Below are 25,476 nucleotides of genomic sequence, written 5' to 3' on the forward strand. Positions count from 1 at the left end.
ACAATTTTCATCGATCAAATCATATTTGCCGCTAAACAGCAGATGACGGAGGCGACCATGAGCGCAAGCCACATCCTTGCGATTGACCAGGGGACAACCAGTACCCGGGCGATGCTTTTTTCCGTGACAGGACATTGTGACATTATTGCCCAGCAGGACCTGCAGCAACATTATCCCGCTGATGGCTGGGTTGAGCATGACCCTGAGGAAATCTGGCAGGCAGTTGTGAATGTCTGTCGCCAGGTGCTGGCGCAGGCGGCACACAGGGGTATTCAGGTGGCCGGGATCGCTATCACCAACCAACGTGAAACCACGGTGGTCTGGGATCGCAACACATCTGAACCGGTCTATAACGCCATCGTCTGGCAGGATCGCCGCACTGCTGATTTTTGTGATGAGTTGCGTCGCGCCGGCCATGAGGAACGGGTAACCAGGACGACCGGACTGTTGCTCGACCCCTATTTTTCCGCAACCAAATTACACTGGATTCTCGATCAGGTACCGCAGGCACGGCAGCGCGCCGAGGCCGGTGAGTTGGCTTTTGGAACGATCGACTCCTTTTTATTGTGGCGCCTGACCGGCGGCCGCGTCCATGCGACCGATGTCACCAACGCGTCGCGTACCATGCTTTACAATATCCAGCAGTTGCAATGGGATCCGGCAATGCTGGAATTGCTTCAGATTCCTGCTGCTGTGCTGCCCCAGGTAAAAGAATGTGCCGATGATTTCGGCACAACCGATCCCGAGTTGTTTGGAACCGCGCTGAGGATTGGCGGCATCGCCGGAGATCAGCAGGCGGCGGCTATTGGCCAGGGTTGCATCGCTGCGGGAATGATCAAGAGCACCTATGGCACCGGTTGCTTCATGCTGCTGAATACCGGCAAAAAGGCCTGCCGCTCTCAACATCGTCTGCTGACCACCATCGCCTATCGCATCCATGGAGAAACCAGCTATGCCCTGGAAGGTTCGATCTTTGTCGCCGGTGCGGCGATTCAGTGGTTGCGCGATGGCCTGAAGCTGATCCGCAAAACCAGAGATATTGAAGAACTGGTGGCAGCTCTGCCGTCCAACCGTGGGGTCTATATGGTTCCGGCTTTTACCGGCCTGGGTGCGCCTCACTGGGACCCTCATGCGCGTGGTGCAATTTTCGGTCTGACGCGCGATACCGGGATCGCTGAGATCGCCCGGGCAACCCTGGAATCGGTCGGGTATCAGACTGTCGATCTGATGACGGCGATGAAAAAGGACGTTGCAACCGGCTCCTGGACCTTGCGGGTTGACGGCGGAATGGCTGCCAATGACTGGTTTCTGCAGTTTCTTGCCGACCTGCTTGATATGCCGGTGGAGCGTCCGCATAATACCGAAACAACCGCTTTGGGCGCTGCCTGGTTGGCTGCAGTTCAGTTCGGGTTGTTGCCATCCCTGACCGCCGCCGCCAACCACTGGCAATGTGCCAGTCCCTTCGCCGCAAAGATTGATTCATCCGCACGTGCGGAATTGTTGCGTGGCTGGCAGAGTGCGGTGTCACGGGTAGCTAGTCAGAAGGAGTAGGGTCAGGTTTTACGGGCGGCGAGGACGATTTTTCTTGAGAAAGCACGTTTTGCCTGACCATCAAGGTGAATAGTAGCAGGAACAAATCCGCAGCTCCGTAGCAGGTCAGTGATCTGTCGGCGGGTGAAGATCTGTTTGTGTCCATAACGGACGGGTGAGTAAAAATGGCTGAAAAACATGGGGAGTGTGCCGCTGCTTAAGCGATTGCCGACCTGACTGAGCCGGTAGCTGAATACGTCGCGATCGGGGGTATCAAGACAGATCAGTCCGCCGGGTCTGAGCAGGGCTGCTGCTGCGGCCAGAGTTGAGCGCGGGTCATCAACGTGTTCAATAACATCCCACAGGGTAATCAGGTCAAAGGCCTGGGGGTAACCGGCCTGCCAGTAACCGTCATTTGCCAGCTGGGGATTCAGATGCAGCCCGTAGGCTTCAAGGGCATAGGCGCGGCGCAGGGGACTTGGCTCGATACCCAGCGACGTTGCTCCCTGCTGTTGTATCAAGCGCACAAACTGGCCGAGACCGGCGCCGATATCGAGAGTCATAGTATTGTCAAGGGTGCAATGTTGCAGCACCAGCTGCAGTCGCAAAGGGTGGAGATGTTCCCCCTCATTGATGCGTGATTCTATATAGCGGCGCCCGGCGGGACTTAGTTCGCCATGATCGTCGTCGCAGCTGCCATCAAGGTGATTGAGAAAATGGAAGTCACAGTGAGGGCAGCAATAGATTGCTCTTTTGCCCAGGCGATAGGCCGGGGTGCTGCCGTTCTGGCCGCAGAGTTTGCAGTAATTGAAAGGATCCTGGCAGGTAGACATAGGTATGATTGATCATAAAACTGATCTTCGTGTCAATTGGTAAAGCTGAGCTAATGGAGCTGTTGTGATTCTTGGTGTCACCGGTAATATCGCCTCGGGCAAAAGCTCGGTCTGTCGTGAACTGGCCCGACGGGGCGCAGTGGTAGTGGATGCCGATCAACTGGCACGTGCGGTCGTTGAGCCCGGCAGTCCGGTACTAAAGCAGCTGGTAGGCAGCTTTGGGGAGAACATTCTCAAAAGTGACGGCAGTCTTGATCGAAAATACTTTGGCGATCTGATTTTTTCCGATCCTGCTGCCCGCCGGCGCCTCAACGCCATTATCCATCCGGCGATTGCCAGATTATCAACGCAGCGCCTGCAGGAGCTGCGTGATGCTGCCCCGTTGGTTATTTACGAAGCGCCTCTGCTCTATGAGGTGGGTGCCGAAACGCGGGTCGATAAGGTACTGCTGGTGACCATTGACCCTGAGGTGCAGCTGGCCCGTTTAATAAAGCGGGATGGACTCGATGAAAAGAGTGCCCGCCGGCGCATCGCTGCCCAGATGCCGCAGGAGCAAAAGGCTGCTCGTGCAGATTACCTGGTCGATAACTCGGCCGGTCGCGAAGAAACAATCGCTCAGATTGAACAACTCTGGCCATTGCTGGTGGGGGCGCTGCCGAATTCCTGATTCATGAATTCAATGCAGCGCTGCAGAACGTCATCGAGTTGGGGGTTTTCTGCGGTCGTGAGAACATGGGGAACCTGTGTGCCGTAAGTATGAAGTATTTTATGCGGGGTGCCGAGGCGCTCATAGAGCTTGAGGGCGGTACCGGGAGCTATGGTGGCATCGCCGGTCGAGGTTAGTACCAGCGTCGGTGACTTGATCTGCGGCAGAATGCCGGGCATATCACGCAGCAGGCGATTGATCTGGGCAATGGCCTTTAAAGGACGGCGACTGTAGTAAAAATCACTCTCGGTCTTGTCTACAACGCTCTTCTGGTAAGGAACAAAAAAGCTTAAAAAGCCGGCAAAAGGGGCAAGATGATGGCGCAACTGCAGAAAAGGAGAGAATAACAGCAGTTTATGGAGTGACCGTTGTGAGGCCAGGGTCAGGGCTATCAGGGCGCCGGTGCTCAAGCCGCCACCACTGATCTTAAGCCCGTCGGCGGCTAGAGCATCATGGGCAGAGCGAGCTGTCGCTATCCATTCAGCTGCTTTACGCTGCTTCAGGTCGTCCGGGCTGGTGCCGTGGCCTGGCAGCCGCACCCCGGCAACAGTATAGTGCTGTTGGTAGAGGGCTTCTGCAACCGGAAAAATCGATCTGGGGGTAGCTCCAAATCCGTGGATTAATATGACCGCCTGGCCATTGGACTGTTCCGGAGTCAGCAGAAAAGGAAAATTTTCACGGTGGCTCACGCCGTCGCTGCGGGCCCGTTCCCTTTCTTCTTCAATCCAGCTCATAAGGTTTTTTCCCATAAAAAAAGGCCCCTGTGGTTGAGGGGCCTTTGGTTTATTATTGTTCAGCTAAATCAGCCCGGAAAGCCGAGGCGGGTTGACAGTTCTCTGGCAGATTCAAGGACCAGCGGGGTCAGTTCGCTCTGAATGCGCTCGTTGGAAACCCTCATGGTTGGCCCGGAGACACTGATGGCACCAACAATGCGGCGCGTATAGTCGCGAATCGGTGCGGCCAGGCAACGAACGCTTTGATCAAGTTCCTCATCATCGAAGGCATAGCCCTGCTCACGGACCTGCAGGAGTTCTTTGCGCATGGCTTCGGGGTTGGTGATGGTGGTCGAGGTATGTTGAAAGTAGTTAATCTGCGGCAGCAACTCGTCAAGCTCCTCGTCGGTCATAAAGGCCAGGTGGACTTTGCCGGCAGCGGTACAATAGGCAGGCAGGCGTGAGCCGACCCGCGATACCACGCGCACGGTCAGATTGGTCTCGACCACGTCAAGGTAAACAACATGAGAATCTTTGTAGATGACAACATAGGAGGTTTCGTTGCTTTGCTCAACCATCCGTTCAAGAATCGGTTTGGCCTGACGCAGCAGCCCCATCTGGCGGATGAAGGTCTGTCCCAGTTCAAGGGCCTTCAAGCCGAGACGATAATTTTCCGTCGCCTTGTTCTGCTCAATGTAGCCCCGTGATTCAAGGGTGGCGAGCAGGCGAAAGACGTTGTTTTTGTGGAGTTTAAGGCGCTTACTCAGTTCTGTTACGCCGAGCTCGTCAACGTCCTCATGAAACTGCTCAAGCAGATCCAGCGCATGGGAGACGGCCTGGATGATATATTCTGATTTGTCCTTTTTGACCATGGTATCAACACCCCTGTTTTGTCTGTTATCACTACATAAAATGGCTCGAAGATTCTAGACCCGTGATAAGAAACTGTCAACGATTATCGGATTGTTTATTAAACTACCATTACTGTGAGCCAAAAGTATAGAATGGTGTTTTACTTTTGTCTATATGGAAGATGGTTGCAGATCAAAACTTATGGCGATTTCATCAGTTCTGCCAGCACACTGGTGGCGTAGCTTCCCTTGGGAAGGGCAAATTCGACGGTCAGGCTGTCGTTGGTTGCGCTGACGATTTTGGGCAGTTCCAGCGGCACCCGCAACGGTCGGCGTTCTCCCGGCATGGCCAGTCCGGTCGCCGGTTTCCAGCTGCCGAGGATCAGGTTTGAACGTTCCATAAGTGCTCTCTCAGCGGCTCCCGGTTCGCCTTTTGCGAGCATGACTTTGTGACCGAACAGGGGTGCGGTCGGACTGATCTCAAAACTGTCGGCGCGCGGTTGTTCCTGCTGCGCCGCTTCGACCAGAAAACAGGCGCCATTAACGTGCTTGTAGGCGATGTCCCCGTCTTTGAGCTCTCCGAGGGCAGCAACCCTTGCATCCAGCAATTGATCAAAGTAACGCGATTGCAGCGCCGAGAGAAAAAATCGCAAGCGCTGTTTCGGAAGCCGGTAAACGGCCTGCTCATGGGTTTTCCCCTGCAGCAGGTCACGGATCAGCCGTTGTTCCAGGCGCATGGCGTCGGGCAGCGTTTTGATCGCCTGTTCCAGTTTCTGCTGGCGGTAGGCCAGTGCTGCTTTTTTCCATCCGGGATGGCTGATTTTTTGCGGATCACCGAGCAGTTCACGGCAAAATCCCTCATAGTCCCCCGACAGCAGCAGATGGCCCAGTATCGCAGAATTTCCCAAAATGCCGTAGCGTTGTTCACCAAAACGATTGGGCACTCCGCGGTGATGAAGCTGGTCGAGGATGGCTTCAGCCTTTGGCACGACGTCGGCACCAAGTTGGCGCAGGCAGATGGAAAAACGGTTGCCGGCCAGATGACCGAGGCGCAGTTTGTTGCTATGGCGCTGAGTATCGAGGATGCGGGCGCTGTTCAGCTGAAGATTGTCCAGGTGAGACTGTTTTGCTGCCGGGATGCTGAGCCACTGGCGGGTCAACGCCCGACTGTCCTTGAGACCGGCATAGCCGATATCGTTTTCTTTGAGTTGCAGCCCCCGTGCCAAGCGACTGATGAGTTCAGAGGTGCTGATCCCGCTTTTTTCTATCCACAGATACAGATGCTCGCCACTGCCGCAGCAAGGGTACAAGGGGATTTCTTCGACCTCAAAATCTGTCGGAGTTTCTTTGTAGCTGCCACCAATACCGGGCAGTTCGGCGGTGACAAATCTCATGTGTCCTCCTGTGGCCAGGGGATGCGAAACCCTTTGCTGATCGCTGGTGGTGCGATGGTCAGCCCCGGTTTTTTGCGATAGCGACAGAGGTAAATGGGCTGCTGCAGATCGAGGAAGCGGCGCATGTATTTTGAGACCGGGTAGTTTCCCAGGTCGTTGGTGTAGGGAGCATTGTTCAAGTTTTCCAGCCGCTGGTCATGGCTGAGAAGGTCTGCTACCTCTTCACCATAATCGGTGAAATCGGTTGAAAAGTTCAGGACGCCGTTATCCTCAAGGGAGTAAAGGGCGAGATCGATGAATTCGCGATTAACCAGGCGGCGCTTGCGATGGCGCTTTTTCGGCCAGGGATCGGGGCAATTGATGTAAAGCGCCCGCAGGCTATTGCCACCGAGATAATGGTGGATCAGGTAGCGCGCCTCCATGCGCATGACGCGGATATTATCGAGACCGGATTCTTCAACCCGGGAGCAGGTCGAGCGGCATCCTTGATTGAAAATGTCGATGGCAAGAAAATTGTGTTCCGGTTGTTGGGCGGCGAGCTGGATGATAAAATCGCCGATGCCGCAACCGACTTCCAGCACCAGCGGCCGCTGGTGGGGAAAAAGGGAGGAACAGCTGCCCAGCTTTTTCAGGGTGGTTTCAAAGACAAATACAGGTGAGTTGATCAGGATCATTCGTTGGGACATGGGATCGATTCTTTGTTAGCGCAGGTTGTAGAGGTAACTGCTGAGTTTGTCGATTTCTTCGGTCGACAGGGTGGTGTAAAACGGCATCAGGCGGTTTTCGCCGCTGCGGGGATGGGCGGTCAGCAGTTCGGCTATTTCTGCGGTGGTCAGGCGCGTGCCGATCGCGGTCAAGTCCGGCGCCAGGCTTCCGCCAAAGTCCTGAATACGATGACAACCGCGGCAACCCAGGGATTCAACCAGTTGGCTGGCTGAACCATCGGCCGGCGGTGGCGGGGCAGCGCTGACCAGGGTAGCAAGAACCAGCATGCCACCTGCCAACAGGGAGATAAAAAATGTCGATGCGTATTTCATCGGGTGTTGTTCCGCAAAAAATTGTGGGATTAACTTTGATGCTTGCGCAAAAAATATCAATTTAGATGGATAAGCAAAAAGCACCAAACGCAAGGCGCGTCATCGTTGAACAATGAGGCGTACTTGCGTACATCGAAGCAGTGAAACAATGGCAGCAAGGCAGCAGTTGGTGAGTTTTTGCGACGCCATCAACTTTACCCGCAGGCTGAGTGCAATGCAATGGTAATTGCACCCTTTTTGTTTTGGCGGCAAGGGCTAGTAAAGGGGGTTGCATTCACTGCAGGCGAAGATTAATCTTGAGCGCGAAGACTGCCGAAGCGGTTAGCCTGTGTGAGGTTATCATGAACATCCCTTTATCCCGACGCACTACCCAGATCAAGCCCTTTCTCGCCATGGAGTTGATGGAGCGGGCCAAGCTTCTCCAGGCTCAGGGACGTGATGTGATTTATCTGTGCCTCGGCGAGCCCGACTTTCCCACACCGGCCGCTGTGGTTACCGCCGCTGGTGCGGCCCTGGCGGAACAGGCAACTTCCTATACCCATTCCCTTGGTTTGCTTGAGCTCCGGGAACAAATCTGTCAGCACTACCTGGATACCTATGGTGTCGATCTGGTGCCGGAGCAGATCATGGTATCGTCGGGGACCAGCCCGCTGATGCTGCTGCTTTTTTCTGCGTTGCTGGAAACCGGGGATGAAATTATTCTGACCGATCCGGGTTATGCCTGCTATCCAAGCTTTGTCCGTTTTGCCGGGGGGGTGCCGGTGACGGTTCCAACTACAGCGGCAAACGGTTTTCAACCGCGAGTAAAAGAGGTTGAGACGGTCCTGTCTGCGCGTACCCGCGGCTTGCTGATTAACTCTCCGGCAAATCCGACCGGTTCGATCCTGACACCTGATGATCTGGCGGCACTTGCAACGTTACCGATCCCGATTATCTCCGATGAGATCTATCACGGCTTGACCTATGTGGGTGAAGAACAGACGATCCTCCAGCATACCCGCGATGCCTTTGTTTTAGGCGGCTTTTCCAAGGCCTACGCCATGACCGGGTGGCGATTGGGCTATCTCATTGCACCACTAAAGATCATGCGGCAATTGCAGACCCTGCATCAGAACTTTTTGATCTGTGCCAATCATTTTGTCCAGCGTGCCGGGATTGTTGCCTTGCGCGATTGCAGTGCTGATGTCGCCAGGATGCGCGAGGTTTACAACCAGCGCCGGCGGCGGCTGATTCAGGGCTTGCGGGATCTGGGTTTCGGCGTACATGTTGAGCCGCAGGGAGCCTTTTACGTATTGGCGGATGTGCGTCATATTGATCCGGATTCACAGCGACTGGCATGGGACATCCTGGAACAGACGGGTGTCGCTGTGACCCCGGGAATCGACTTCGGTGCTGGTGCCGAGGGTTATCTGCGCTTTTCCTATACCCGACCGCAAGAGGACCTTGATCAGGCTCTGGAGCGAATTTCATTGTATCTGCAGCGGCGGGGTTGCCTGCCGGCCTGAACACGAAAGGACAGCTGTTATGCTGATTGTCATGCATCATCACGCGACACCTGAACAGATCGATGCGGTGGTTGCCGCCGTTAAGACCATGGGGTTGATGGCCGAGCCCATCCCCGGGAGTTTGCGCACCGCCATTGGGGTGCTGGGCAATCAGGGGTACGTTGATGATTCCACCATTCGCAATCTGCCCGGAGTGCGTGAAACCATTCATGTCAGCAAGCCCTATAAACTCGCTTCGCGCGATTTTCACCCGCAGGCGACGATTGTCGATGTTGCCGGGGTGCGTTTCGGCAATGGCCTGCCCCCGGTGATGATCGCCGGTCCCTGTTCGATCGAAAGCGAAGAGCAGATGCAGGCCGGCGCCGCAGCAGTAAAGGCCGGCGGTGGCCAGATGCTGCGCGGTGGCGCTTTCAAACCCCGCACCGGCCCTCATTCGTTTCAGGGGTTGGGGGTGGATGGACTGGCGTTGTTGCAGCGTGCCGGTCAGGCATATGGGTTGCCGGTAGTGACCGAGGTGATGCGCATTGAACAGCTCGATGCGGTCATGCGCCATGCCGATATGATCCAGATCGGGGCCCGTAATATGCAGAATTTCGATCTTCTCAAAGAGGTCGGCAAGTGTGGCCATCCGGTCCTGCTCAAACGTGGAATGAGCGCGACCCTTGAGGAATTTCTGGCGGCGGCGGAGTATATCCTCGCGGAAGGAAATCCCAAAGTGGTGCTGTGTGAGCGCGGTATCCGCACCTTTGAGCGGGCCACCCGCAATACCCTCGACCTGTCGGTAGTTCCCCTGATCAAGGAACTCAGCCATCTGCCGATTGTTGTTGATCCGAGCCATGCCACCGGTAAGCGTTCCCTGGTGCCGGTGATGACCCGCGCCGCCCTGGTTGCCGGTGCCGACGGCGTCATGGTGGAGGTTCATCCTGACCCGGCTCGAGCCCTGTGTGATGGGGCCCAGAGTCTGTCTGGTGAGGAATTTGGTGAGATGATGGAGAGCGTCCGGACGTTGCTTGGATTTCTCGGTTTTGTGGATAATTGATGTGCCGTTAATCTACCTGGATTCCTCGCCGGCAGAGGACATATAAAGCGATGACAAGCCTGCTGGTTGATATCGCCGTCAACGCGCCGGTACGCAACCTGTTCAGCTACCGGGTGCCGGCAGGGCTGGCAGAGAAGCTCAGGATCGGCGCGCGAGTACAGGCACCTTTCGGGGGTCGTTCCATTGTCGGCGTGGCGGTGCGTCTCTATCAGGGTGATGGCAGCCAGCTCAAGGAACTGCGGGATTGTCTGGACGAGGCTCCTCTGCTCGATGAGCAACTGATGCGCCTGTTGCGCTGGGCAGCTGACTATTATCACTATCCCTTTGGCCAGGTGCTTAAAAATGCCCTGCCCGGAGGCCTGATGAGAAGTACCGGCCAGACCGGGATTGCCACTGAATACCTTTATCGGCCCATCAATAGCGATATCCGGCCTGCGGGGCGGCGCCAGCAACAGATTCTCTGCTGGATTGAACAGCAGGGCGGCGCCAGCGCCAGTCAGATCCGCGCCGAATTTCCTTCCCCGACTACTGTCTTAAAACGCCTGGTGGAGCTCGGTTGCCTGCAACAGAGCGAAGGGGAGCGTTTGCGCGATCCGTTTCTGCTGGAGCCGGTTCCGTCGGATAAACAGCTGATCCTGAATGATTCCCAGCATCTGGCCCACGAACGGATTGCCGAATCCTTGACCGCCCGGCGGTTCCAACCCTTCCTGCTGCATGGCGTGACCGGCAGCGGTAAAACCGAGGTCTATTTGCGTGCCGTGGCTGACTGTCTGCAGCAGGGACGGCAGGCGCTGATTATGGTGCCTGAGATTTCCCTGACCCCGCAGCTGGTGTCACGCTTTCGGGCCCGCTTTGAGCCCCTGGGGCAGCAGATCGCCACCCTTCATAGCGGCCTGTCCGGCGGTGAACGTTACGATGCCTGGCGCACTATTACGCGTGGGCAGGTGAATATTGTCATCGGTGCGCGGTCGGCGATTTTTGCTCCCTTGCCGCAACTCGGCCTGATTATTGTTGATGAAGAACACGATGGCAGTTACAAACAGGCAGAAGGTTTCCGTTACCATGCCCGCGATCTGGCGCTGGTACGCGGCCAACAGCAGCAATGTCCTGTGATTCTGGGCAGTGCGACGCCCTCACTGTCCAGCTATTATCGCTGTCAGCAGGGTAGCTGTACCCTGTTGCCTCTCCCCGAGCGGGTTCACACCGGAGCCCTGCCGGCGGTTGAACTGGTCGATCTGCGCACTGAAGCGGTACGCGGGGTCCTGGCAGAGCCGTTGATCACTGCCATCACCACAACCCTGGAACAACGCCGGCAGATATTACTCCTGCTCAACCGCCGTGGTTTTGCCCCATTCTTGCTGTGTACGGATTGCGGTACCAGTTTTCACTGCCCCAACTGTGAAATCACCTTGACCTATCATCAGCGCCGGCGTCGCATGATCTGCCATTATTGCGATTATCAGGATCAGGTGCCGGAAATCTGTCCGGCCTGTCGCGGCGAGCGAATCACCCCGCAGGGGGCCGGTACCGAACGTCTCGAAGAGGATCTGGCTGAGTTGTTCCCTGCGGCGCGGATTGCTCGCATGGATCGCGACACCACCCGTGCAAAGGGCAGTCACCAGCGCATTGTCAACGGGATGATGGCGGCGGAGGTCGACATCCTGGTCGGTACCCAGATGATTGCCAAGGGGCACGATTTCCCGAATGTTGCGCTGGTCGGCGTCCTTGGGGCCGACAGTCTCCTGAATCTGCCCGATTTTCGCTGTGCCGAGCGCGGCTTCGCCCTGTTGACCCAGGTGGCCGGGCGTGCAGGGCGTGCGGTTGGTGGCGGCAAGGTGTTTATTCAGACCTATCATCCCGAACATTTTTCCCTGACCTGTGCTGCCAGTCATGATGTTGAGAGCTTTTATCAGCAGGAACTCCCTTTTCGGCGTGAACTGGGGTATCCCCCTTACGGTCATCTGGTCAATCTGATCTTTTCCGGTAATCACGGGGATCAGGTCAACAGCAGCGCAATCCAGCTGGCTCGACGTCTGCAGGCCGTCGCCGGTGAGGTTGAGATCCTCGGCCCGAGTCCGTGCCCCCTGACCCGCCTGCGTGGTAAATACCGTTACCAGATCCTGCTCAAATCCCCATCGCGCCCCCCATTGCGGCGTCTGTTGCTTGCAGTCGACAGTGCTGTCGGCGAATTGCCGCGGCAGGTGGCGATCCATATTGATATTGATCCCCAGGATATGTTCTGATGGCACATGCAAGTACAGGTTTTTTGGTTTGATCCCCCGGGGTGACTAGAGGTTTTTAGTATGTGTTTTCGGACGTTGTTGATTGCAGGTTTATTTCTGGTATTGATTGGTGGTTGTGTTAAAAAACCGCCGGTTGACATCGAGCCGCCGATGGTCGAGGTGCCGGCGCTGACTCCGGTTGAATGGGAACATCTGGAGGGCTGGAAAGATGATTATCCACTACCGGCGCTGGAAGCGTTTCGTAACAGCTGTGTATCCCTGAAATGGCGTGAGCAATGGCGTGAAGTCTGCTCCCAGGCGGAACAGCTTGATGTGATTGACGTGCTGACAGTGCGTAATTTCTTCGAGCAATATTTTACCCCTCATCAGGTGCGTAACTCCGATGGCACGACCAGCGGGCTGATGACCGGCTACTACGGACCAGAGCTCCAGGGAAGTCGTCTGCAGACGGAGGAATATCGTTATCCATTATACGGCCAGCCCGATGATATGCTGATTATTGACCTTGATTCGGTTTATCCTGAGCTTGGAAATTATCGTTTACGTGGACGCCTGGAAGGTAACCGCGTGGTTCCTTATTTTGACCGGAAACAGATCGATTTTGGTGATAACCCCCTGGTCGGTCATGAGCTCTTCTGGGTCAAGGACCCTGTTGATCTATTTTTCCTGCATATCCAGGGCTCCGGTAGTGTTCGTTTGCCGGATGGTGAGCAGGTGATTGTTAATTATGCTAACCAGAACGGCCACCCTTATCGCTCGATCGGTCGATTGCTCCTCGATCGCAATGCAATGACCCGCGACCAGATGTCGATGCAGAATATCAGGCGCTGGGTTGCCGATAACCCCGAGGCCGGGCAGCAGTTGCTGGCGGAAAACCCCAGCTATGTCTTTTTCCGGGAGCTGCCGATCGGCACCAGTTCACCGCCGGGCGCCATGGGGGTGCCTTTGACTCCGCAACGCAGTCTGGCAGTTGATCCGCTGACTATTCCGCTGGGAGCGCCGGTTTTTTTGTCGACCATTTTCCCCGGCACGGAAGATCAGCCTTTGCGGCAACTGATGGTTGCCCAGGATACCGGTGGTGCCATCAAGGGACGTGTGCGCGGGGATTTCTTCTGGGGAATGGGTAACGAAGCCGGGGAATTTGCCGGTCGCATGCGCCATCCGGGTGAGCTCTGGGTGCTGTTGCCGCGAACGCTGGAAAATTATCAAGTCAAGTGACCTTTTATTGCTGTGGCGATTAAACATTGAATTGTAGGGACGGGGTTTTCCCGCCCTGGGCGCGGAAACCGCGCCCCTACTGGAGCCGATTGATGACGGACCAACCCAAACATGTTCTGGTGGCCTGTGGCCTGGTGCGCAACGATGAAGGCCAGTTGTTGCTGGTCAGGCATCGTCTGCGCGGCTGGGAGTTGCCTCAGGGGCGGGTAGAAGAGGGTGAGGGGCTGGTTTTTGCCTTGAGCCGGGAAATCCTCGAAGAAACCGGCGTGACCGTGAACCACGCACGGCTGGCAGTGATCTGGTCGAAGGTGAGTCATCCAGCTGCCGTTATTTTCTGTTTTATCGCCCGTTATGCTTCCGGCGTTTTGCAGCCGAGTGAAGAGACCCCCGAGGTTGTCTGGTGCAGCGATCCCGAGGCAAAGCGGCGGGTGACCCATCCGGTCAACCGCGATCGGATGGAATCAGTTCTTGCTTTTGACGGGTCATTGCGCCTGCACAGCTATGCAACCGGGCCCTATCGGGTGTTGAGCTAGGTTCCAGCGAAACGTCTTTTTGGATTGTTAGGACATCTGCCTGCGGGTTTGTCCGTGCGCCGCACAGACAAACCCGCAGGCTTTTCAGAAGGGTCAAGCCGGTGTCCAATAACAGCGCTTGGGCGACACGATTTTTTCTTCCTTCTTCAGCCTGGCCATGGCCTTGTCGACGTCCTTGCGGTCGAGGCCGCTGAGTTCGGCAATCTTGCCGGCATTGAGGGGTTCTTTGGCTGTCCGCATGGTTTCCAGGACTTTTTCTGTCACATCCATTGTTAATCTCCTTGTTGGTGTTTTCTCGTTGCTGGTTGGGATACGGAATTGTTTTTATCGGCACCTGTCGTATGGGTACGAACGAGCCACCTGAACAGCGCCAGCTGGGCCGGCAGGTAAAAAAGATACTCGGGGTGCCACTGGACACCGATGATGTTCCTGCCGTCACTGGCCTCAATTGTCTGGACGATGCCATCCAGGTCCTTCCCGACTATCAGCAGGTTGTGCCCTGCCTCCCGCACTGCCTGATGGTGCAGGCTGTTGACGCGCAGTTTTGTCGTTGCGCAAATCCGGGCGGTCAGGGAATCTGCCTCCAATTTCACTTGTTTAGTGGGTAGCAGGCCGGGACGGTTGTAGGTGAGCTTGCGCAGTGAGCGAATATCCTGGTGCAGGGTGCCGCCAAGAACAACATTGATCAGTTGTGCGCCCCGACATATTCCCAGAACCGGTATCTGGTGCTTGAGGGCATATTCAATCCAGCGGATTTCCAGCTGGTCACGTTCGGGATCGGATTTGACCGGTGCACTGATGTCACCATTGTAGTGTTCCGGGCTGATGTCGTTGCCGCCACCGATGACCAGCGCATCCAGATGGTTCTGGTCAAGCGCGTGCCTGACGCTGATGCGCCGTGCCGAGGCTCCGGCCAGACGCAGGGCAATGCGCGTACACCACCAGGCCGGGGCCCAGTACCGCGCCCCGCCGGTGACACCGATGATGGGTGATTTTTTCATGTAGAGAGCACTTCTTTATCGCTACCGGTTGGCCGGAGATAGGCAGTTGCCTTTGTCAGTTCAGACAGATTATCCTTTTTTTGGTCTGTCTGGCAACCGCCCATGGCATGACCTGATGGCAGAAAGAGATTGCTTGATCTTGGCGGCAATGCTGCCAAACAGAGAAAAATCGTGTATGCTAAAAAACTGGTTGTAGCTGTAATGATTGCTTCACCTGACGGGTTTGCGAAAGGAGTCAGCAGGCTATGAGTAACGAAAAACAAAAGACATCGCAACAGTTGCAGGAAATAGAAAATCAGGAATGGCGTGAATCCCTTGATTACGTCCTCAAGGAGCAGGGCGCAGAGCGGGTGCAGCAGATTCTGCGGCAACTGCAGATTCGTGCCCAGGAACAAGGGGTGAGCATCCCCTTTACTGCCAACACCCCCTATATCAATACCATCCCACGTAGTCAGCAGCCGGTTCCCCCGGGCAATCGGGAAATCGAGCGGCGGATCAAGTCGATTGTGCGCTGGAACGCGATGGCGATGGTGGTGCGTGCCAACCGTGAATCTGCCGGTATCGGCGGGCATATATCGACCTACGCGTCGGCTGCGACCTTGTGGGAAGTCGGCTTCAACCATTTCTGGCGTGGGCGGACCGAAGATTTTATCGGTGATATGGTTTATTTTCAGGGCCACGCAGCACCGGGAGTCTATGCACGGGCGTTTCTCGAGGGACGTCTTACGGAACAGGACCTGATAAACTTCCGTCGCGAGCTGGATCCCAAAGGGGGTCTCTCCTCTTATCCCCACCCCTATCTGATGAAAGACTTCTGGGAATTCCCGACGGTCTCCATGGGACTGACGGCACTAAGTGCCATCTATCAGGCGCGCTTTAACCATTATCTGGTCGATCGCGGCTTACGCAAGTCAAGCGGCCGCAAGGTCTGGGCGATGCTCGGTGACGGTGAAATGGATGAGCCGGAATCCCTGGGAGCTATTACCCTGGCTTCGCGGGAACAGCTCGATAACCTGATTTTTGTCATTAACTGCAATCTGCAGCGTCTCGACGGTCCGGTCCGTGGCAACGGCAAAATTATTCAAGAGCTCGAAGCGGCGTTTCGCGGTGCCGGCTGGAATGTAATCAAGGTGATCTGGAGCGAAGACTGGGATCCCCTGCTGGAAGCGGACGATTCCGGCAAACTGGTCAAACGGATGGATGAGGTCCTTGATGGCGAAATGCAGCGCTATACTGCATCAAGCGGTGATTTTGTGCGTAAGGATTTTTTCGGTCGCTACCCGGAACTGCTGGAACTGGTCAAGAGTTACAGCGATGAGCAACTCGGCGCCTTCAAGCGTGGTGGCCACGATCCGGTCAAGATCTACGCTGCCTACAAGGCTGCGGTAGAACATAAGGGGTCACCTACGGTGATCCTGGCCCAGACGATCAAGGGGTACGGTCTGGGTGAAGCCGGGGAGGGAAAGAATATCACCCATTCGCAGAAGAAATTGAATGAGGATGAACTCAAGGAGTTCCGTACCCGGTTCAATATCCCCATCAGTGATGATCAGATCGCCGCCGCTCCCTTTTACAAGCCGGCAGATGACAGCCCGGAGATGCAGTATCTGAAACAACGGCGCAAAGAACTTGGCGGTTCTCTGCCGCAGCGTTTTTCCGGCAGTCAGCCGATGGCCTGCCAGACCGACTGGCTGGTACAGGAGTATCTCGGCGGTTCGGGTGAGCGTGAGCTGGCCACCACCATGGCTTTTGTTCATCTTCTTGCCAAACTGCTGCGGGATGATGAGGTCGGCAAGCTGATTGTGCCGATTGTGCCGGATGAAGCGCGCACCTTCGGCATGGAAGCTCTGTTCCGCCAGGCCGGTATTTACAGTCACGTCGGTCAACTCTACGAACCGATCGACAAGGGGAGTTTACTCTTCTACAACGAAAAAAAGACCGGTGCTATTCTTGAAGAGGGCTTGAGTGAGGCCGGTTCCATGGCCAGTTTTATTGCCGCCGGCAGTTCGTATTCCAGCAACCAGGTACAGACAATTCCGTTTTACACCTTTTATTCCATGTTCGGTTTTCAGCGTGTCGGCGATCTGATCTGGCAGGCGTGCGATAGTCGGGCGCGCGGATTTCTGATCGGGGCGACGGCCGGGCGGACGACCCTGGCCGGGGAAGGACTGCAGCACCAGGATGGCCACAGCCATGTGCTGGCCCTGACCCCGACCAAAGTGAAGGCCTATGATCCGGCTTTTGCTTATGAGCTGGCCCTGATTGTTCAGGACGGTCTGAATCGTATGTACTGCCATCAGGAAGATCTGATTTACTACCTGACGGTCACCAATGAAACCTATCTGATGCCCGCCATGCCCAAGGAAAAAGGGGTGCGCGAAGGGGTGATCAAGGGTCTCTACCGGTTCCGCAAAACCGGCCTCAAAGGAAAGCAGGCCCGCATTCATCTGTTTGGCAGCGGCGCGATTCTGAATGAGGTGATCAAGGCGCAGACGCTGCTGGAGGAAAATTACGGTGTGGCTACCGATGTCTGGAGTGTGACCAGCTATAAAGAGCTGTATCAGGATGCCATCGAGGTTGACCGCTGGAACCTGCTGAATCCCGGGAAAAAGCCGCGTAAGCCCTACATCGCTCAGGCGCTGGAAAAAGAGGAGGGGATCTTTGTTGCCGCCTCCGATTATATGAAGGTGCTGCCGGCCGCCCTGGCAAAGTGGTTGCCCGGTCCGATTCATTGTCTGGGAACTGACGGTTTCGGACGTAGTGACAGTCGTGAGCGTCTGCGTGATTTCTTTGAGGTCGATCAGCGCTATATCGCCCTGGCCGCGCTCTATCAGTGGGCAGCCCAGGATGGTGGCTCAATGAAAACGGTGCAGCAGGCGCTCAAGGATTTTGACATTGATCCCGATAAATTGAACCCGCATCAGGACTAAAGGAGGATGGCGTCGCAAAAAATCACCAACTGCTGTGTTGCTGCCATTGTTCCACTGCTTCGACGTACGTAAGTACGCCTCATTGTTCAACAATGGCGCGCCTTGCATTTGGTGTTTTTTGCTTATCCATCTAAATTGATACTTTTTGCTAACGCATCAAAGGATTAATTATGGCCCTCGAAATAGTTGTTCCGCAAGTCTCCGACGGTGTCACTTCCGGTACCGTCACCGCCCTGGCGGTGGCGGTCGGTGATGAGGTCACGGAAGATCAGACCCTCCTGGAGCTGGAAACCGATAAGGCGGTGGTGGCCATTCCGTCACCACAGGCCGGTAAAATCAGTGAGATTCGCGTCGCAGAAGGTGATCAGGCCGAGGTCGGTTCGGTGATTATGCTGCTGGAAACTGCCGGGGCAGAAGAAGAAACCACAGCGGCTGATGCGGAACAGGATAATCAAGAGTCACAAGCTGATGCCGATGAGCAACCAGCACCGACGCAGCAAAAAAAGCAGCAGGCGTCGGTCCAACAGGCGCCTGTTTCAACAGCTGAACAAAAATCATCTGCAGATCGGCCTTCTCTGGATCTGACAACGCGCCGTAGCGCAGATCTGGTGGCGCCGGCGGCCCCATCGGTGCGCCGTATTGCGCGCGAACTGGGAGTCGATATCTATCAGGTTCAGGGTTCCGGCCCCGGTGGCCGTATCAGCGAAACGGATGTGCGCGAGTTTGTTCGTACTACCATGGAGCAGCTGAGCGGCGGCACGGCGGTCAGCAGTGGCGAGTTTCGTGGGCTGCATGCTCAGCGGCCGTTGCCCGATTTCAGTGCCTGGGGTGATATTGAGCGCAAGCCTCTGTCCAGAGTACGGCAGGTTACCGCTGACGCCATGGGTTATGCCTGGTCGACGATCCCGATGGTGACCCAGTATGATGGGGCGGCGGTGGATAATCTGGAAAACTTCCGTCAGGACTATAATCGCAAATCTCCGGAGGTCAAGCTGACCATGACGGCGATTCTGCTGAAAGTCTGTGCTGCGGCACTTAAGGAATTTCCACAGTTCAATACCAGCCTTGATCTCGCCGGTCAGGAACTGATTTACAAGAAATTCGTTCACGTCGGGGTCGCGGTGGATACCGACAATGGTCTGATGGTACCGGTGGTGCGTGACGCCGACCGCAAGGGGATTCATCAGCTGGCGGCAGACCTCAATGCGCTGGCAGAGAAGGCGCGGGCACGCAAACTGGGTCCGGACGAAATGAACGGTGGCACCTTCACCATCAGCAACCTCGGCGGCATCGGTGGCAGCGCCTTTACCCCGATTGTCTACGCGCCCCAGGTGGCGATCCTCGGGGTGTCCCGCACCGAAACCCGACCGGTCTGGAACGGTCAGGAGTTTGTACCGCAACAGATGATGCCCCTGAGCTTGAGCTACGATCATCGCGTGATCGACGGTGCGGATGGCGCGCGGTTTCTGCGCTGGATCTGCGAGGCGCTGGAGCAGCCACTAAAATTGGTGATGTGATGAAATTGTTGGTGGTTGGGTATGGTGCCCCGACCCCATACCGAAGTACACATGGTGGAAGCTCCACTAAGCTAACATTCCTATTAAAATAGAGAGATTTTATGAGTATCAACGTAGTTGTTCCGCAGGTTTCAGATGGTGTGACCTCTGGTAAAGTGATTTCCGTGGCGGTCAGTGTCGGTGATCAGGTTGAAGCGGATCAGACCCTGATCGAGCTGGAAACCGACAAGGCGGTGGTGGCGATTCCTTCGCCATCAGCAGGTCGTGTCACTGCTCTCAAGGTCGCTGAAGGGGATACGGTGGAAGTGGGGGCGGTGATTTCCGTCCTGGAGGAGTCAGAAGCGGACAGCTCAGCAGCTGAAACAGATAAATCGCAAGAGGTTGCTTCGGAGGAAAAAGTCAAAGAGACGTCAACAGACGAGGCAGAAAAGGAACCGGCTGCCAAAAAGTCTGTCGAAAAAACTGCCGACCAGGCAGAAGTTCCGGGCAAGGATCTGGTCGTTATCGGTGCCGGCCCCGGTGGTTACCACGCGGCCTTTAAGGCGGCGGAACTGGGGCTGTCGGTGACCCTGATTGATCCTGAGGAGAATCCCGGCGGCGTCTGTCTGCATCGTGGCTGCATCCCTTCTAAAGCCCTGTTGCATGTCGCCAAACTGATCACTGAAACCCAGGAGTCAGCAGCTATCGGCATCGCATTTTCGCCGCCGAAGATTGATGTTGACCGGGTCCGTGCATGGAAAAATGACGTAGTTGAAAAACTGACGGGTGGCCTGGGTGCAAAAGTCGAGAAGCAGAAGTTGACCTATTTAAGAGGGACGGCACGATTCAAGGATGCTCATCATCTTGAGATGACGGATCTTGACGGCAAGACCAGTGAACTTTCCTTTTCGCAGGCGATTGTTGCCACCGGTTCGCGGCCAACCATGCTTCCCGGTGTTAAAGCCGGCAGTCAGCGGATTATCGATTCCACCGGCGCCCTTGATCTGAGCGATGTCCCTTCTTCCTTGCTGGTGGTCGGTGGCGGATACATCGGGCTCGAGCTTGGTAGCGCTTATGCAGCGCTGGGCAGCAAGGTCAGCGTGGTCGAGATGACCGATGGCCTGCTTCCCGGTTGTGACCGCGACCTGGTGTCCTTGCTGAAAAGGCGGCTGGATAAAATATTTGAAGATATTCTGCTCAAAACCAAAGTTGTTGAACTAAAAGAGCAGAAGAACGGGGTCGCGGTTACCCTGGAAGATAAGAAAGGGGAGTCGACTAACCGGCGCTTTGATAAGGTGCTGATCGCTATTGGCCGGAAACCCAACACCGAACAGCTGGGGCTGGACAACACCCGGATTAAAAAGAATGATAAGGGTTTTATTGAGGTTGATGGCCAGCAGCGTACGGCTGAACCCCATATCTTTGCCATCGGTGATATTGCCGGTGAGCCGATGCTGGCGCATAAGGCCTATGCTGAAGCCGAGGTCGCCGCCGAGGTTGCCGCAGGAGGCAAGGCGGTCTACGAGCCGCGGGCGATTCCAGCGGTGGTATTTACTGACCCGGAAATAGCCTGGTGTGGCTTGACTGAAACCCAAGCGCGCGAGCAGAAGATCAAAGTCAAGACCGCCAAGCTTCCATGGCGCAGCAATGGTCGTTGTCTCACCCTGGGGCGTGATGACGGCATCACCAAGTTGATCGTTGATCCTGAAACAGATCGCATTCTGGGGGTTGCTGTCGCCGGACCGGGGGCCGGGGAATTGATCGCTGAAGGGGTGCTGGCTATGGAGATGGCGGCCCTGTCTGAGGATCTGCGCAAGACCATTCACCCCCACCCCACCCTGTCGGAAACCATCTATGATGCGGCAAGAATGCTGTAAATGACGGTAAGGGCACGGCGCGCCGTGCCCTTACATCTTGTCTGCCCTACCAGCCCCCACCCAGCGCATTGAACATTGCCGCCGCAGCGTTGTAGCGATCACGGGTCGCTTCGGTCAGGGCAAGTTCGGCGGCGAGGAGTTGGCGTTGGGCATCAAGAACTTCGATGAAACTGCTGTACCCTTCCTGATAGCGCAACTCAACCAGTTGCAAAGTCTTTTGCACTGACTCCATCTGCCGCCGGATGGCGGTTTCGCGTTCCGTCGCTGTTGCGCTTAGCAGCAGTGCGTCACGCACCTCGCGAAAGGCGGTCTGAACGGTTATCTGATAGCGGACCTCGTCCTGATCCCGTAGCGCTTCGGCGATCTCAACGCGAGCCTGGTTGCGGCCAAAATCGACCAGCGGCGCTAAAAGTGAACCACTTGCGCCCCAGATTTCGGCATTGTGGCTGAGCAGATCGTCTAGGTCTCCTGCCGCGCTGCCGTAAAACAGGGCCAGATTAAAGCGGGGCAAGCGCTCTGCGGTGGCAACCCCGATCTGCGCATTGGCAGCGATCAGGTTTGCTTCTGCCGCCCGAATGTCCGGGCGGCGCAACAATAGCTCTGAGGGTAGAAAGTCGGGCATCGTCCGGGCGAGGCGCAGGTCCGTCAGTTGCCCTTCGCCGAAATCGAGTTCCCCCAGAAATTCTGCGGGGCTCATGCCGGTGAGAATGGCCAGGGCACTTTCAAGGAGCCGTACCTGTTCCTGCTGGCGTGGCAGCAGTGCTCTGGTCGCCTCCCATTCTGACTGTGCCTGTTGTAATCCGAGCTGGTCAATGACCCCACCATCATAGCGAATCTGTTGCAGTTGCAGGGTGTTATAGCGACTTGTCAGGGTGTTTTCGGTAATCCTCAGTTGTTCCTGGGCCGCGCGCAGGTTGATATAAGTGCTGACCAGATCAGTAATCAGCCGCAAGCGAACCGCATCCCTATTGAAACGGGATGCCGCGAGCAGCGCTTCAGCACTTTCCTGTCCCCGCGCCAGGCGACCCCACAGATCGACTTCGTAACTCAGCAGTCCGCTCAGGGAAAAACTGTTACCTACGCTTCCGGTAGAAAGAGCGCCGGACTCCTGTTGGCGCGCGCCTTCCGCCTGAGCATCCAGAGACGGACGGCGTTGTGCTGAGGCCGATCCGAGGCGGGCACGGGTTTCCTGAATCCGGTACAGCTGCAGACGTAAACTGAGATTCTCAGCAAGGGCACGATCAACCAGACCGGTAAGAATCGGGTCTTCAAACTGCAACCACCAGTCGCGGCCATCTGCATCTGCAACGAACTTTCTGAAACTGGATTCCGGCCAGCGGGTGGGTAACTCAGTGTCTGGACGCTGGTAATCGGGACCGACAGCACAACCTGAGAGCAGGAGAACCATTCCGAAGAGAAAAAAGAAAAGTTGCTTCATTTGGACGTCGCCTTTCGATTTTGCAGGCGCTGCTGCCGCCGGGTCGCGATATCTTCAAGAAGTTTGTAAAACAGTGGCACAAAAAACAACGCCAGGGAACTGGCAACGACCATGCCACCGACCACGACAGTACCGATTTCCTGCCGGCTGGCGGCGCCGGCACCCGTGGCGTATACCAGCGGCAGGGTGCCGATGATGAAGGTCATGGCGGTCATCATGATTGCCCGGAAACGTTGTCGGGCTGCTTCTGTAGCGGCCTCAAAAGAGCTCATGCCGGCGCGGCGATTCTGGGCGGCAAACTCAACAATAAGAATCGCATTTTTGGCCGCCAGTCCAATCAGCACCAGCAGCCCGACCTGAAAATAGATATCACTGGGAAAACCCCGTGTCCAGGCCGCAAGGGCGGCGCCCAAAACGGCAAAAGGAATAGCCGAGGCTACGGCCATCGGCAGGGTCCAGCGTTCGTACTGGGCGGCAAGAATTAGAAACACCATCAGCAGCCCCAGACCAAAAGCGGCGGTACCGGTGCCTGCTGCTGCATCAAGCTGATAGGCTTCACCGGTCCAGCCGAGCACGGTATTGTCGCGACCTAGTTCGGCGGTCACTTCTTCCATGGCGGTTTTGGCCTGACCACTGGTGAAACCCGGCGCCGGATCAGCCAGGAGTTTGGCCGAGGTATAGAGGTTGTAGCGATTGACAACGTCAGCGCCGCTGATCCGTTCCATGGAAATCAATGAACTCAGCGGCAGCATTTCGCCTTTTTGCGAGCGGACAAAAACCTGATTGAGGTCTTCGGCGCGGTTGCGGAATTCACCCTCCGACTGCAGGCGTACCTGCCACAGGCGCCCAAAATAAGTGAAGTCGTTGACATACAAGCCACCAAAGGTGCTTTGCATGGCATCGTAGATCTGATCAATGGGAACTCCGGCGGCACGTGCTTTTTCACGATCAAGCACCGCATTATAGCGAGGGATGGTCGTGTTGAGCAGGGAGCGGACATTGTTAAGTTCCGGGCGCTGGTTCGCGTTGGCGACCAGATCGCGAGCAATCGCGTCGATCTCTTCAACGCCGACATCGCCACGCACCTGCAGGTAACCCTCGACGCCGCCGGTCAGGGACATTCCTCGGATGGGTGGAAGGGTGAAGGCAAAGACGTTAGCTTCCTGGATTCCCATGCCGATGCCCATAATCTTGCCGGTAATCGAGGCGGCGTCCTGTCCCGGACCACGTCGTTCATTCCAGTTGGTGAGTTTGGCAAAACCAACGGTAGAGTTCGATTTTGATGACGACGAAAAAATATCAAAACCGGCAAAGGTGGTGAACTGATCGACTTCGGGGATGTTGACTACCTGTGCCGACAGTCCTGCCAGGGTTTCTGAACTGCGACCCAGGGACGCGGTCGGCGGTAATTGTGCTACCACCAAGGCTACCCCCTGATCTTCCTGCGGCACCAGACCGGAGGGCAAGCGCTCAAGCAGCCATAGGGTACTGCCGATCACCAGGACAAAGCCGATCACGCCGATGATTGCATGGCGCAGTAAAAAAGTCACACCGGCAACAAAGACGGTGGTTGCCGCGTCGAAGGCGCGGTTGAATAAACGGAAGGGTGCTGCCAGCTTGCGCGGTTGGCGATCGAGGAGCAGGGCACACATGGCCGGTGTCAGGGTAACGGCAACGACGCCTGAGATTACCACCGAAACGGCGATGGTGACAGCAAACTGGCGGTAAAGTTCGCCACTTAGCCCGCCCAGGAAAGCTACCGGTGCAAATACTGCGACAAGCACCAGCGTTGACGAGATCACCGCACCGGAGACCTGCTGCATCGTTTCCACTGCTGCATCGCGGGCACTGAGCTGCTGTTCATTAATCAGGCGCTCAACATTCTCCATAACGATAATGGCGTTATCGACGACAATGCCGATCGACAGAACCAGACCAAACAGGGTCAACAGATTGACCGAGAAGCCGAGCGCCTGCATCCCGGCAAAGGTTCCGATCAGAGAGACCGGAATCGCTGCAATGGGTATCAGTGCTGCACGTAAATGCTGGAGAAAAGCGAAGGTGACCAGCACTACAAGAATGACGGCGAGGATCAGGGTAATAAATACTTCGCGGATGGATATCTCGACGAATTCGGTGGTGTCATAGGGGATACGGTATTCGAGCCCGGCTGGAAAGCGCTCAGCCAGGTCACGGAAAGTCTGATGCACCATTTGCGCAGTTGCCAGCGCGTTGGCACCCGGCTGCAGATAAATCCCTACCGGCACCGCCGGCTGGCCATTGTAAATAGCGTGAAAACCATAGTTCTGGGAGCCTAATTCAACTCTGGCGACATCGCGCAGACGCAGGGTCTCACCATCAGTGCTGGAGCGCAGAATGATTTCCTCAAATTCCGCGGGTGTTGCCAATTGCCCCTTGGTTGTGACGGTGAAGGTAAAGGCCTGATCATCGGGTGCCGGCTGATCTCCCAGGCGACCGGCAGCAAACTGGGAATTCTGCTCACGGATTGACTGGGCAACATCGGTGGGAGTCAGTTGATACTGGGCAAGGATGTCCGGGCGCAGCCAGATCCGCATGGAATAGTCCTGGGCGCCGAAAAGTGAAGCGCCACCAACCCCGGGAATCCGCACCAGCTCGTCCAGCACATTGAGCAGGGCATAGTTGCTGATGTAGAGGGTGTCGTAGCGACCCTCAGGGGCGTTCAGCGTGGCGACCATTAACAGGTTGGTAGAGCGCGACTCAACCCGCACTCCGGTATCCCTCACCTGTTGGGGCAAGCGCGCGAGAGCTGCCTGGACACGATTGTTAACGTTGATAGCATTCTGGTCGGGATCAGTGCCGAGTTCAAAAGATACAGTGATCTGCAAGCTGCCGGCATCTGTTGCGGTCGATTCCAGATAGATCATGTTGTCAACCCCGTTGATTTCCTGCTCAAGGGGTGCGGAGACCGAAGCAGCCACAACATCTGCACTGGCACCGACATATTGGGCACTGACCACGACCTGCGGCGGGACGACCTCGGGATATTGCTCAACCGGCAGGATTCTGAGGGCGGCCAGACCGATGATCACGATAATAATGGAAATAACCGAACTGAAGATTGGCCGATCAATAAAAAATCTGAGCATCAGT

Annotated in this window: 20 protein-coding genes; 10 read left to right on the forward strand and 10 right to left on the reverse strand. The window is 56.1% G+C overall.

Annotated elements, in window-relative coordinates; translation table 11 throughout:
- The first annotated feature begins 57 nt into the window (after positions 1 to 57).
- Positions 58 to 1,551 (forward strand): glycerol kinase GlpK, encoded by a 1,494-nt coding sequence (gene glpK, locus AC1931_RS07385; protein ID WP_483876604.1) that lies wholly within the window; start codon positions 58 to 60, stop codon positions 1,549 to 1,551.
- 2 nt (positions 1,552 to 1,553) lie between these two features.
- On the opposite strand, the gene AC1931_RS07390 is transcribed toward glpK, so the two are convergent.
- Entirely contained in the window at positions 1,554 to 2,363 is an 810-nt protein-coding gene (locus AC1931_RS07390; RefSeq protein ID WP_483876605.1) for a class I SAM-dependent methyltransferase, read from the reverse strand.
- 64 nt (positions 2,364 to 2,427) lie between these two features.
- On the opposite strand from AC1931_RS07390, the gene coaE reads away from it, so the two are divergent.
- Positions 2,428 to 3,030, forward strand: a complete 603-nt coding sequence (gene coaE, locus AC1931_RS07395; RefSeq protein WP_483876606.1) for a dephospho-CoA kinase — start codon at positions 2,428 to 2,430, stop codon at positions 3,028 to 3,030.
- Here coaE and AC1931_RS07400 read toward each other — a convergent pair.
- From AC1931_RS07400 to AC1931_RS07420, 5 genes are all read right to left on the reverse strand, one after another.
- Complete coding sequence (locus AC1931_RS07400) at positions 2,979 to 3,818, reverse strand: alpha/beta hydrolase (protein WP_483876607.1); 840 nt, start codon at positions 3,816 to 3,818, stop codon at positions 2,979 to 2,981. The genes coaE and AC1931_RS07400 overlap by 52 nt on opposite strands.
- 53 nt (positions 3,819 to 3,871) lie before the next feature.
- The gene (locus AC1931_RS07405) at positions 3,872 to 4,654 is read right to left on the reverse strand and encodes an IclR family transcriptional regulator (RefSeq protein WP_483876608.1); all 783 of its coding nucleotides are present in this window, start codon (positions 4,652 to 4,654) and stop codon (positions 3,872 to 3,874) included.
- A 179-nt stretch (positions 4,655 to 4,833) separates the two neighbouring features.
- Positions 4,834 to 6,027, reverse strand: coding sequence for a tRNA pseudouridine(13) synthase TruD (truD, locus tag AC1931_RS07410; protein ID WP_483876609.1), 1,194 nt, complete (start codon positions 6,025 to 6,027; stop codon positions 4,834 to 4,836).
- Entirely contained in the window at positions 6,024 to 6,713 is a 690-nt protein-coding gene (gene trmB / locus AC1931_RS07415) for a tRNA (guanosine(46)-N7)-methyltransferase TrmB (protein ID WP_483876610.1), read from the reverse strand. The genes truD and trmB overlap by 4 nt, the downstream gene beginning before the upstream one ends.
- A gap of 15 nt (positions 6,714 to 6,728) precedes the next feature.
- Positions 6,729 to 7,064, reverse strand: a complete 336-nt coding sequence (locus AC1931_RS07420) for a c-type cytochrome (protein ID WP_483876611.1) — start codon at positions 7,062 to 7,064, stop codon at positions 6,729 to 6,731.
- A 296-nt stretch (positions 7,065 to 7,360) separates the two neighbouring features.
- On the opposite strand from AC1931_RS07420, the gene AC1931_RS07425 reads away from it, so the two are divergent.
- From AC1931_RS07425 to AC1931_RS07445, 5 genes are all read left to right on the forward strand, one after another.
- Entirely contained in the window at positions 7,361 to 8,569 is a 1,209-nt protein-coding gene (locus AC1931_RS07425) for a pyridoxal phosphate-dependent aminotransferase (RefSeq protein WP_483876612.1), read from the forward strand.
- A gap of 19 nt (positions 8,570 to 8,588) precedes the next feature.
- Complete coding sequence (gene aroF / locus AC1931_RS07430; protein ID WP_483876613.1) at positions 8,589 to 9,608, forward strand: 3-deoxy-7-phosphoheptulonate synthase; 1,020 nt, start codon at positions 8,589 to 8,591, stop codon at positions 9,606 to 9,608.
- 50 nt (positions 9,609 to 9,658) lie between these two features.
- Positions 9,659 to 11,851, forward strand: coding sequence for a primosomal protein N' (locus AC1931_RS07435; protein WP_483876614.1), 2,193 nt, complete (start codon positions 9,659 to 9,661; stop codon positions 11,849 to 11,851).
- Positions 11,852 to 11,911: 60 nt separating this feature from the next.
- Positions 11,912 to 13,069, forward strand: coding sequence for a murein transglycosylase A (gene mltA, locus AC1931_RS07440; protein ID WP_483876615.1), 1,158 nt, complete (start codon positions 11,912 to 11,914; stop codon positions 13,067 to 13,069).
- A gap of 92 nt (positions 13,070 to 13,161) precedes the next feature.
- Positions 13,162 to 13,602 carry an NUDIX hydrolase gene (locus AC1931_RS07445; RefSeq protein WP_483876616.1) on the forward strand — a complete coding sequence of 147 codons (441 nt, stop codon included), beginning with the start codon at positions 13,162 to 13,164 and terminating at the stop codon, positions 13,600 to 13,602.
- Positions 13,603 to 13,695: 93 nt separating this feature from the next.
- Here the strand turns inward: AC1931_RS07445 and AC1931_RS07450 are convergent, their stop codons facing one another.
- Both AC1931_RS07450 and AC1931_RS07455 read right to left on the reverse strand, forming a co-directional pair.
- Positions 13,696 to 13,872, reverse strand: coding sequence for a hypothetical protein (locus AC1931_RS07450; protein WP_483876617.1), 177 nt, complete (start codon positions 13,870 to 13,872; stop codon positions 13,696 to 13,698).
- 2 nt (positions 13,873 to 13,874) lie between these two features.
- Positions 13,875 to 14,603 (reverse strand): gamma-glutamyl-gamma-aminobutyrate hydrolase family protein, encoded by a 729-nt coding sequence (locus AC1931_RS07455; protein ID WP_483876618.1) that lies wholly within the window; start codon positions 14,601 to 14,603, stop codon positions 13,875 to 13,877.
- A 245-nt stretch (positions 14,604 to 14,848) separates the two neighbouring features.
- On the opposite strand from AC1931_RS07455, the gene aceE reads away from it, so the two are divergent.
- The 3 genes from aceE (at position 14,849) to lpdA (ending at position 20,906) form a co-directional block, all read left to right on the forward strand.
- Positions 14,849 to 17,533 (forward strand): pyruvate dehydrogenase (acetyl-transferring), homodimeric type, encoded by a 2,685-nt coding sequence (gene aceE, locus AC1931_RS07460; RefSeq protein ID WP_483876619.1) that lies wholly within the window; start codon positions 14,849 to 14,851, stop codon positions 17,531 to 17,533.
- Between the two features lie 170 nt (positions 17,534 to 17,703).
- Positions 17,704 to 19,050: a 2-oxo acid dehydrogenase subunit E2 gene (locus AC1931_RS07465; RefSeq protein WP_483876620.1), complete on the forward strand. Its 1,347-nt coding sequence runs from the start codon at positions 17,704 to 17,706 to the stop codon at positions 19,048 to 19,050.
- Between the two features lie 101 nt (positions 19,051 to 19,151).
- Positions 19,152 to 20,906, forward strand: coding sequence for a dihydrolipoyl dehydrogenase (gene lpdA / locus AC1931_RS07470; protein WP_483876621.1), 1,755 nt, complete (start codon positions 19,152 to 19,154; stop codon positions 20,904 to 20,906).
- Between the two features lie 46 nt (positions 20,907 to 20,952).
- Here lpdA and AC1931_RS07475 read toward each other — a convergent pair whose 3' ends face one another.
- Positions 20,953 to 22,344: an efflux transporter outer membrane subunit gene (locus AC1931_RS07475; protein ID WP_483876622.1), complete on the reverse strand. Its 1,392-nt coding sequence runs from the start codon at positions 22,342 to 22,344 to the stop codon at positions 20,953 to 20,955.
- The gene (locus tag AC1931_RS07480) at positions 22,341 to 25,472 is read right to left on the reverse strand and encodes an efflux RND transporter permease subunit (protein WP_483876623.1); all 3,132 of its coding nucleotides are present in this window, start codon (positions 25,470 to 25,472) and stop codon (positions 22,341 to 22,343) included. Before AC1931_RS07480 ends, AC1931_RS07475 begins: the two co-directional genes overlap by 4 nt.
- Positions 25,473 to 25,476 lie beyond the last annotated feature (4 nt).

Source organism: Pelovirga sp. C15f (genome assembly GCF_057178085.1).

What these genes read in the sequence shown, in the direction of transcription:
- glpK (WP_483876604.1), top strand. Translation starts at nt 58, where the DNA reads ATGAGCGCAAGCCACATCCTTGCGATTGACCAGGGGACAACCAGTACC.
- AC1931_RS07390 (WP_483876605.1), bottom strand. Translation starts at nt 2,363, where the DNA reads ATGTCTACCTGCCAGGATCCTTTCAATTACTGCAAACTCTGCGGCCAG.
- AC1931_RS07400 (WP_483876607.1), bottom strand. Translation starts at nt 3,818, where the DNA reads ATGGGAAAAAACCTTATGAGCTGGATTGAAGAAGAAAGGGAACGGGCC.
- AC1931_RS07405 (WP_483876608.1), bottom strand. Translation starts at nt 4,654, where the DNA reads ATGGTCAAAAAGGACAAATCAGAATATATCATCCAGGCCGTCTCCCAT.
- truD (WP_483876609.1), bottom strand. Translation starts at nt 6,027, where the DNA reads ATGAGATTTGTCACCGCCGAACTGCCCGGTATTGGTGGCAGCTACAAA.
- trmB (WP_483876610.1), bottom strand. Translation starts at nt 6,713, where the DNA reads ATGTCCCAACGAATGATCCTGATCAACTCACCTGTATTTGTCTTTGAA.
- AC1931_RS07420 (WP_483876611.1), bottom strand. Translation starts at nt 7,064, where the DNA reads ATGAAATACGCATCGACATTTTTTATCTCCCTGTTGGCAGGTGGCATG.
- aroF (WP_483876613.1), top strand. Translation starts at nt 8,589, where the DNA reads ATGCTGATTGTCATGCATCATCACGCGACACCTGAACAGATCGATGCG.
- AC1931_RS07435 (WP_483876614.1), top strand. Translation starts at nt 9,659, where the DNA reads ATGACAAGCCTGCTGGTTGATATCGCCGTCAACGCGCCGGTACGCAAC.
- mltA (WP_483876615.1), top strand. Translation starts at nt 11,912, where the DNA reads ATGTGTTTTCGGACGTTGTTGATTGCAGGTTTATTTCTGGTATTGATT.
- AC1931_RS07445 (WP_483876616.1), top strand. Translation starts at nt 13,162, where the DNA reads ATGACGGACCAACCCAAACATGTTCTGGTGGCCTGTGGCCTGGTGCGC.
- AC1931_RS07450 (WP_483876617.1), bottom strand. Translation starts at nt 13,872, where the DNA reads ATGGATGTGACAGAAAAAGTCCTGGAAACCATGCGGACAGCCAAAGAA.
- AC1931_RS07455 (WP_483876618.1), bottom strand. Translation starts at nt 14,603, where the DNA reads ATGAAAAAATCACCCATCATCGGTGTCACCGGCGGGGCGCGGTACTGG.
- aceE (WP_483876619.1), top strand. Translation starts at nt 14,849, where the DNA reads ATGAGTAACGAAAAACAAAAGACATCGCAACAGTTGCAGGAAATAGAA.
- AC1931_RS07465 (WP_483876620.1), top strand. Translation starts at nt 17,704, where the DNA reads ATGGCCCTCGAAATAGTTGTTCCGCAAGTCTCCGACGGTGTCACTTCC.
- lpdA (WP_483876621.1), top strand. Translation starts at nt 19,152, where the DNA reads ATGAGTATCAACGTAGTTGTTCCGCAGGTTTCAGATGGTGTGACCTCT.
- AC1931_RS07475 (WP_483876622.1), bottom strand. Translation starts at nt 22,344, where the DNA reads ATGAAGCAACTTTTCTTTTTTCTCTTCGGAATGGTTCTCCTGCTCTCA.
- AC1931_RS07480 (WP_483876623.1), bottom strand. Translation starts at nt 25,472, where the DNA reads ATGCTCAGATTTTTTATTGATCGGCCAATCTTCAGTTCGGTTATTTCC.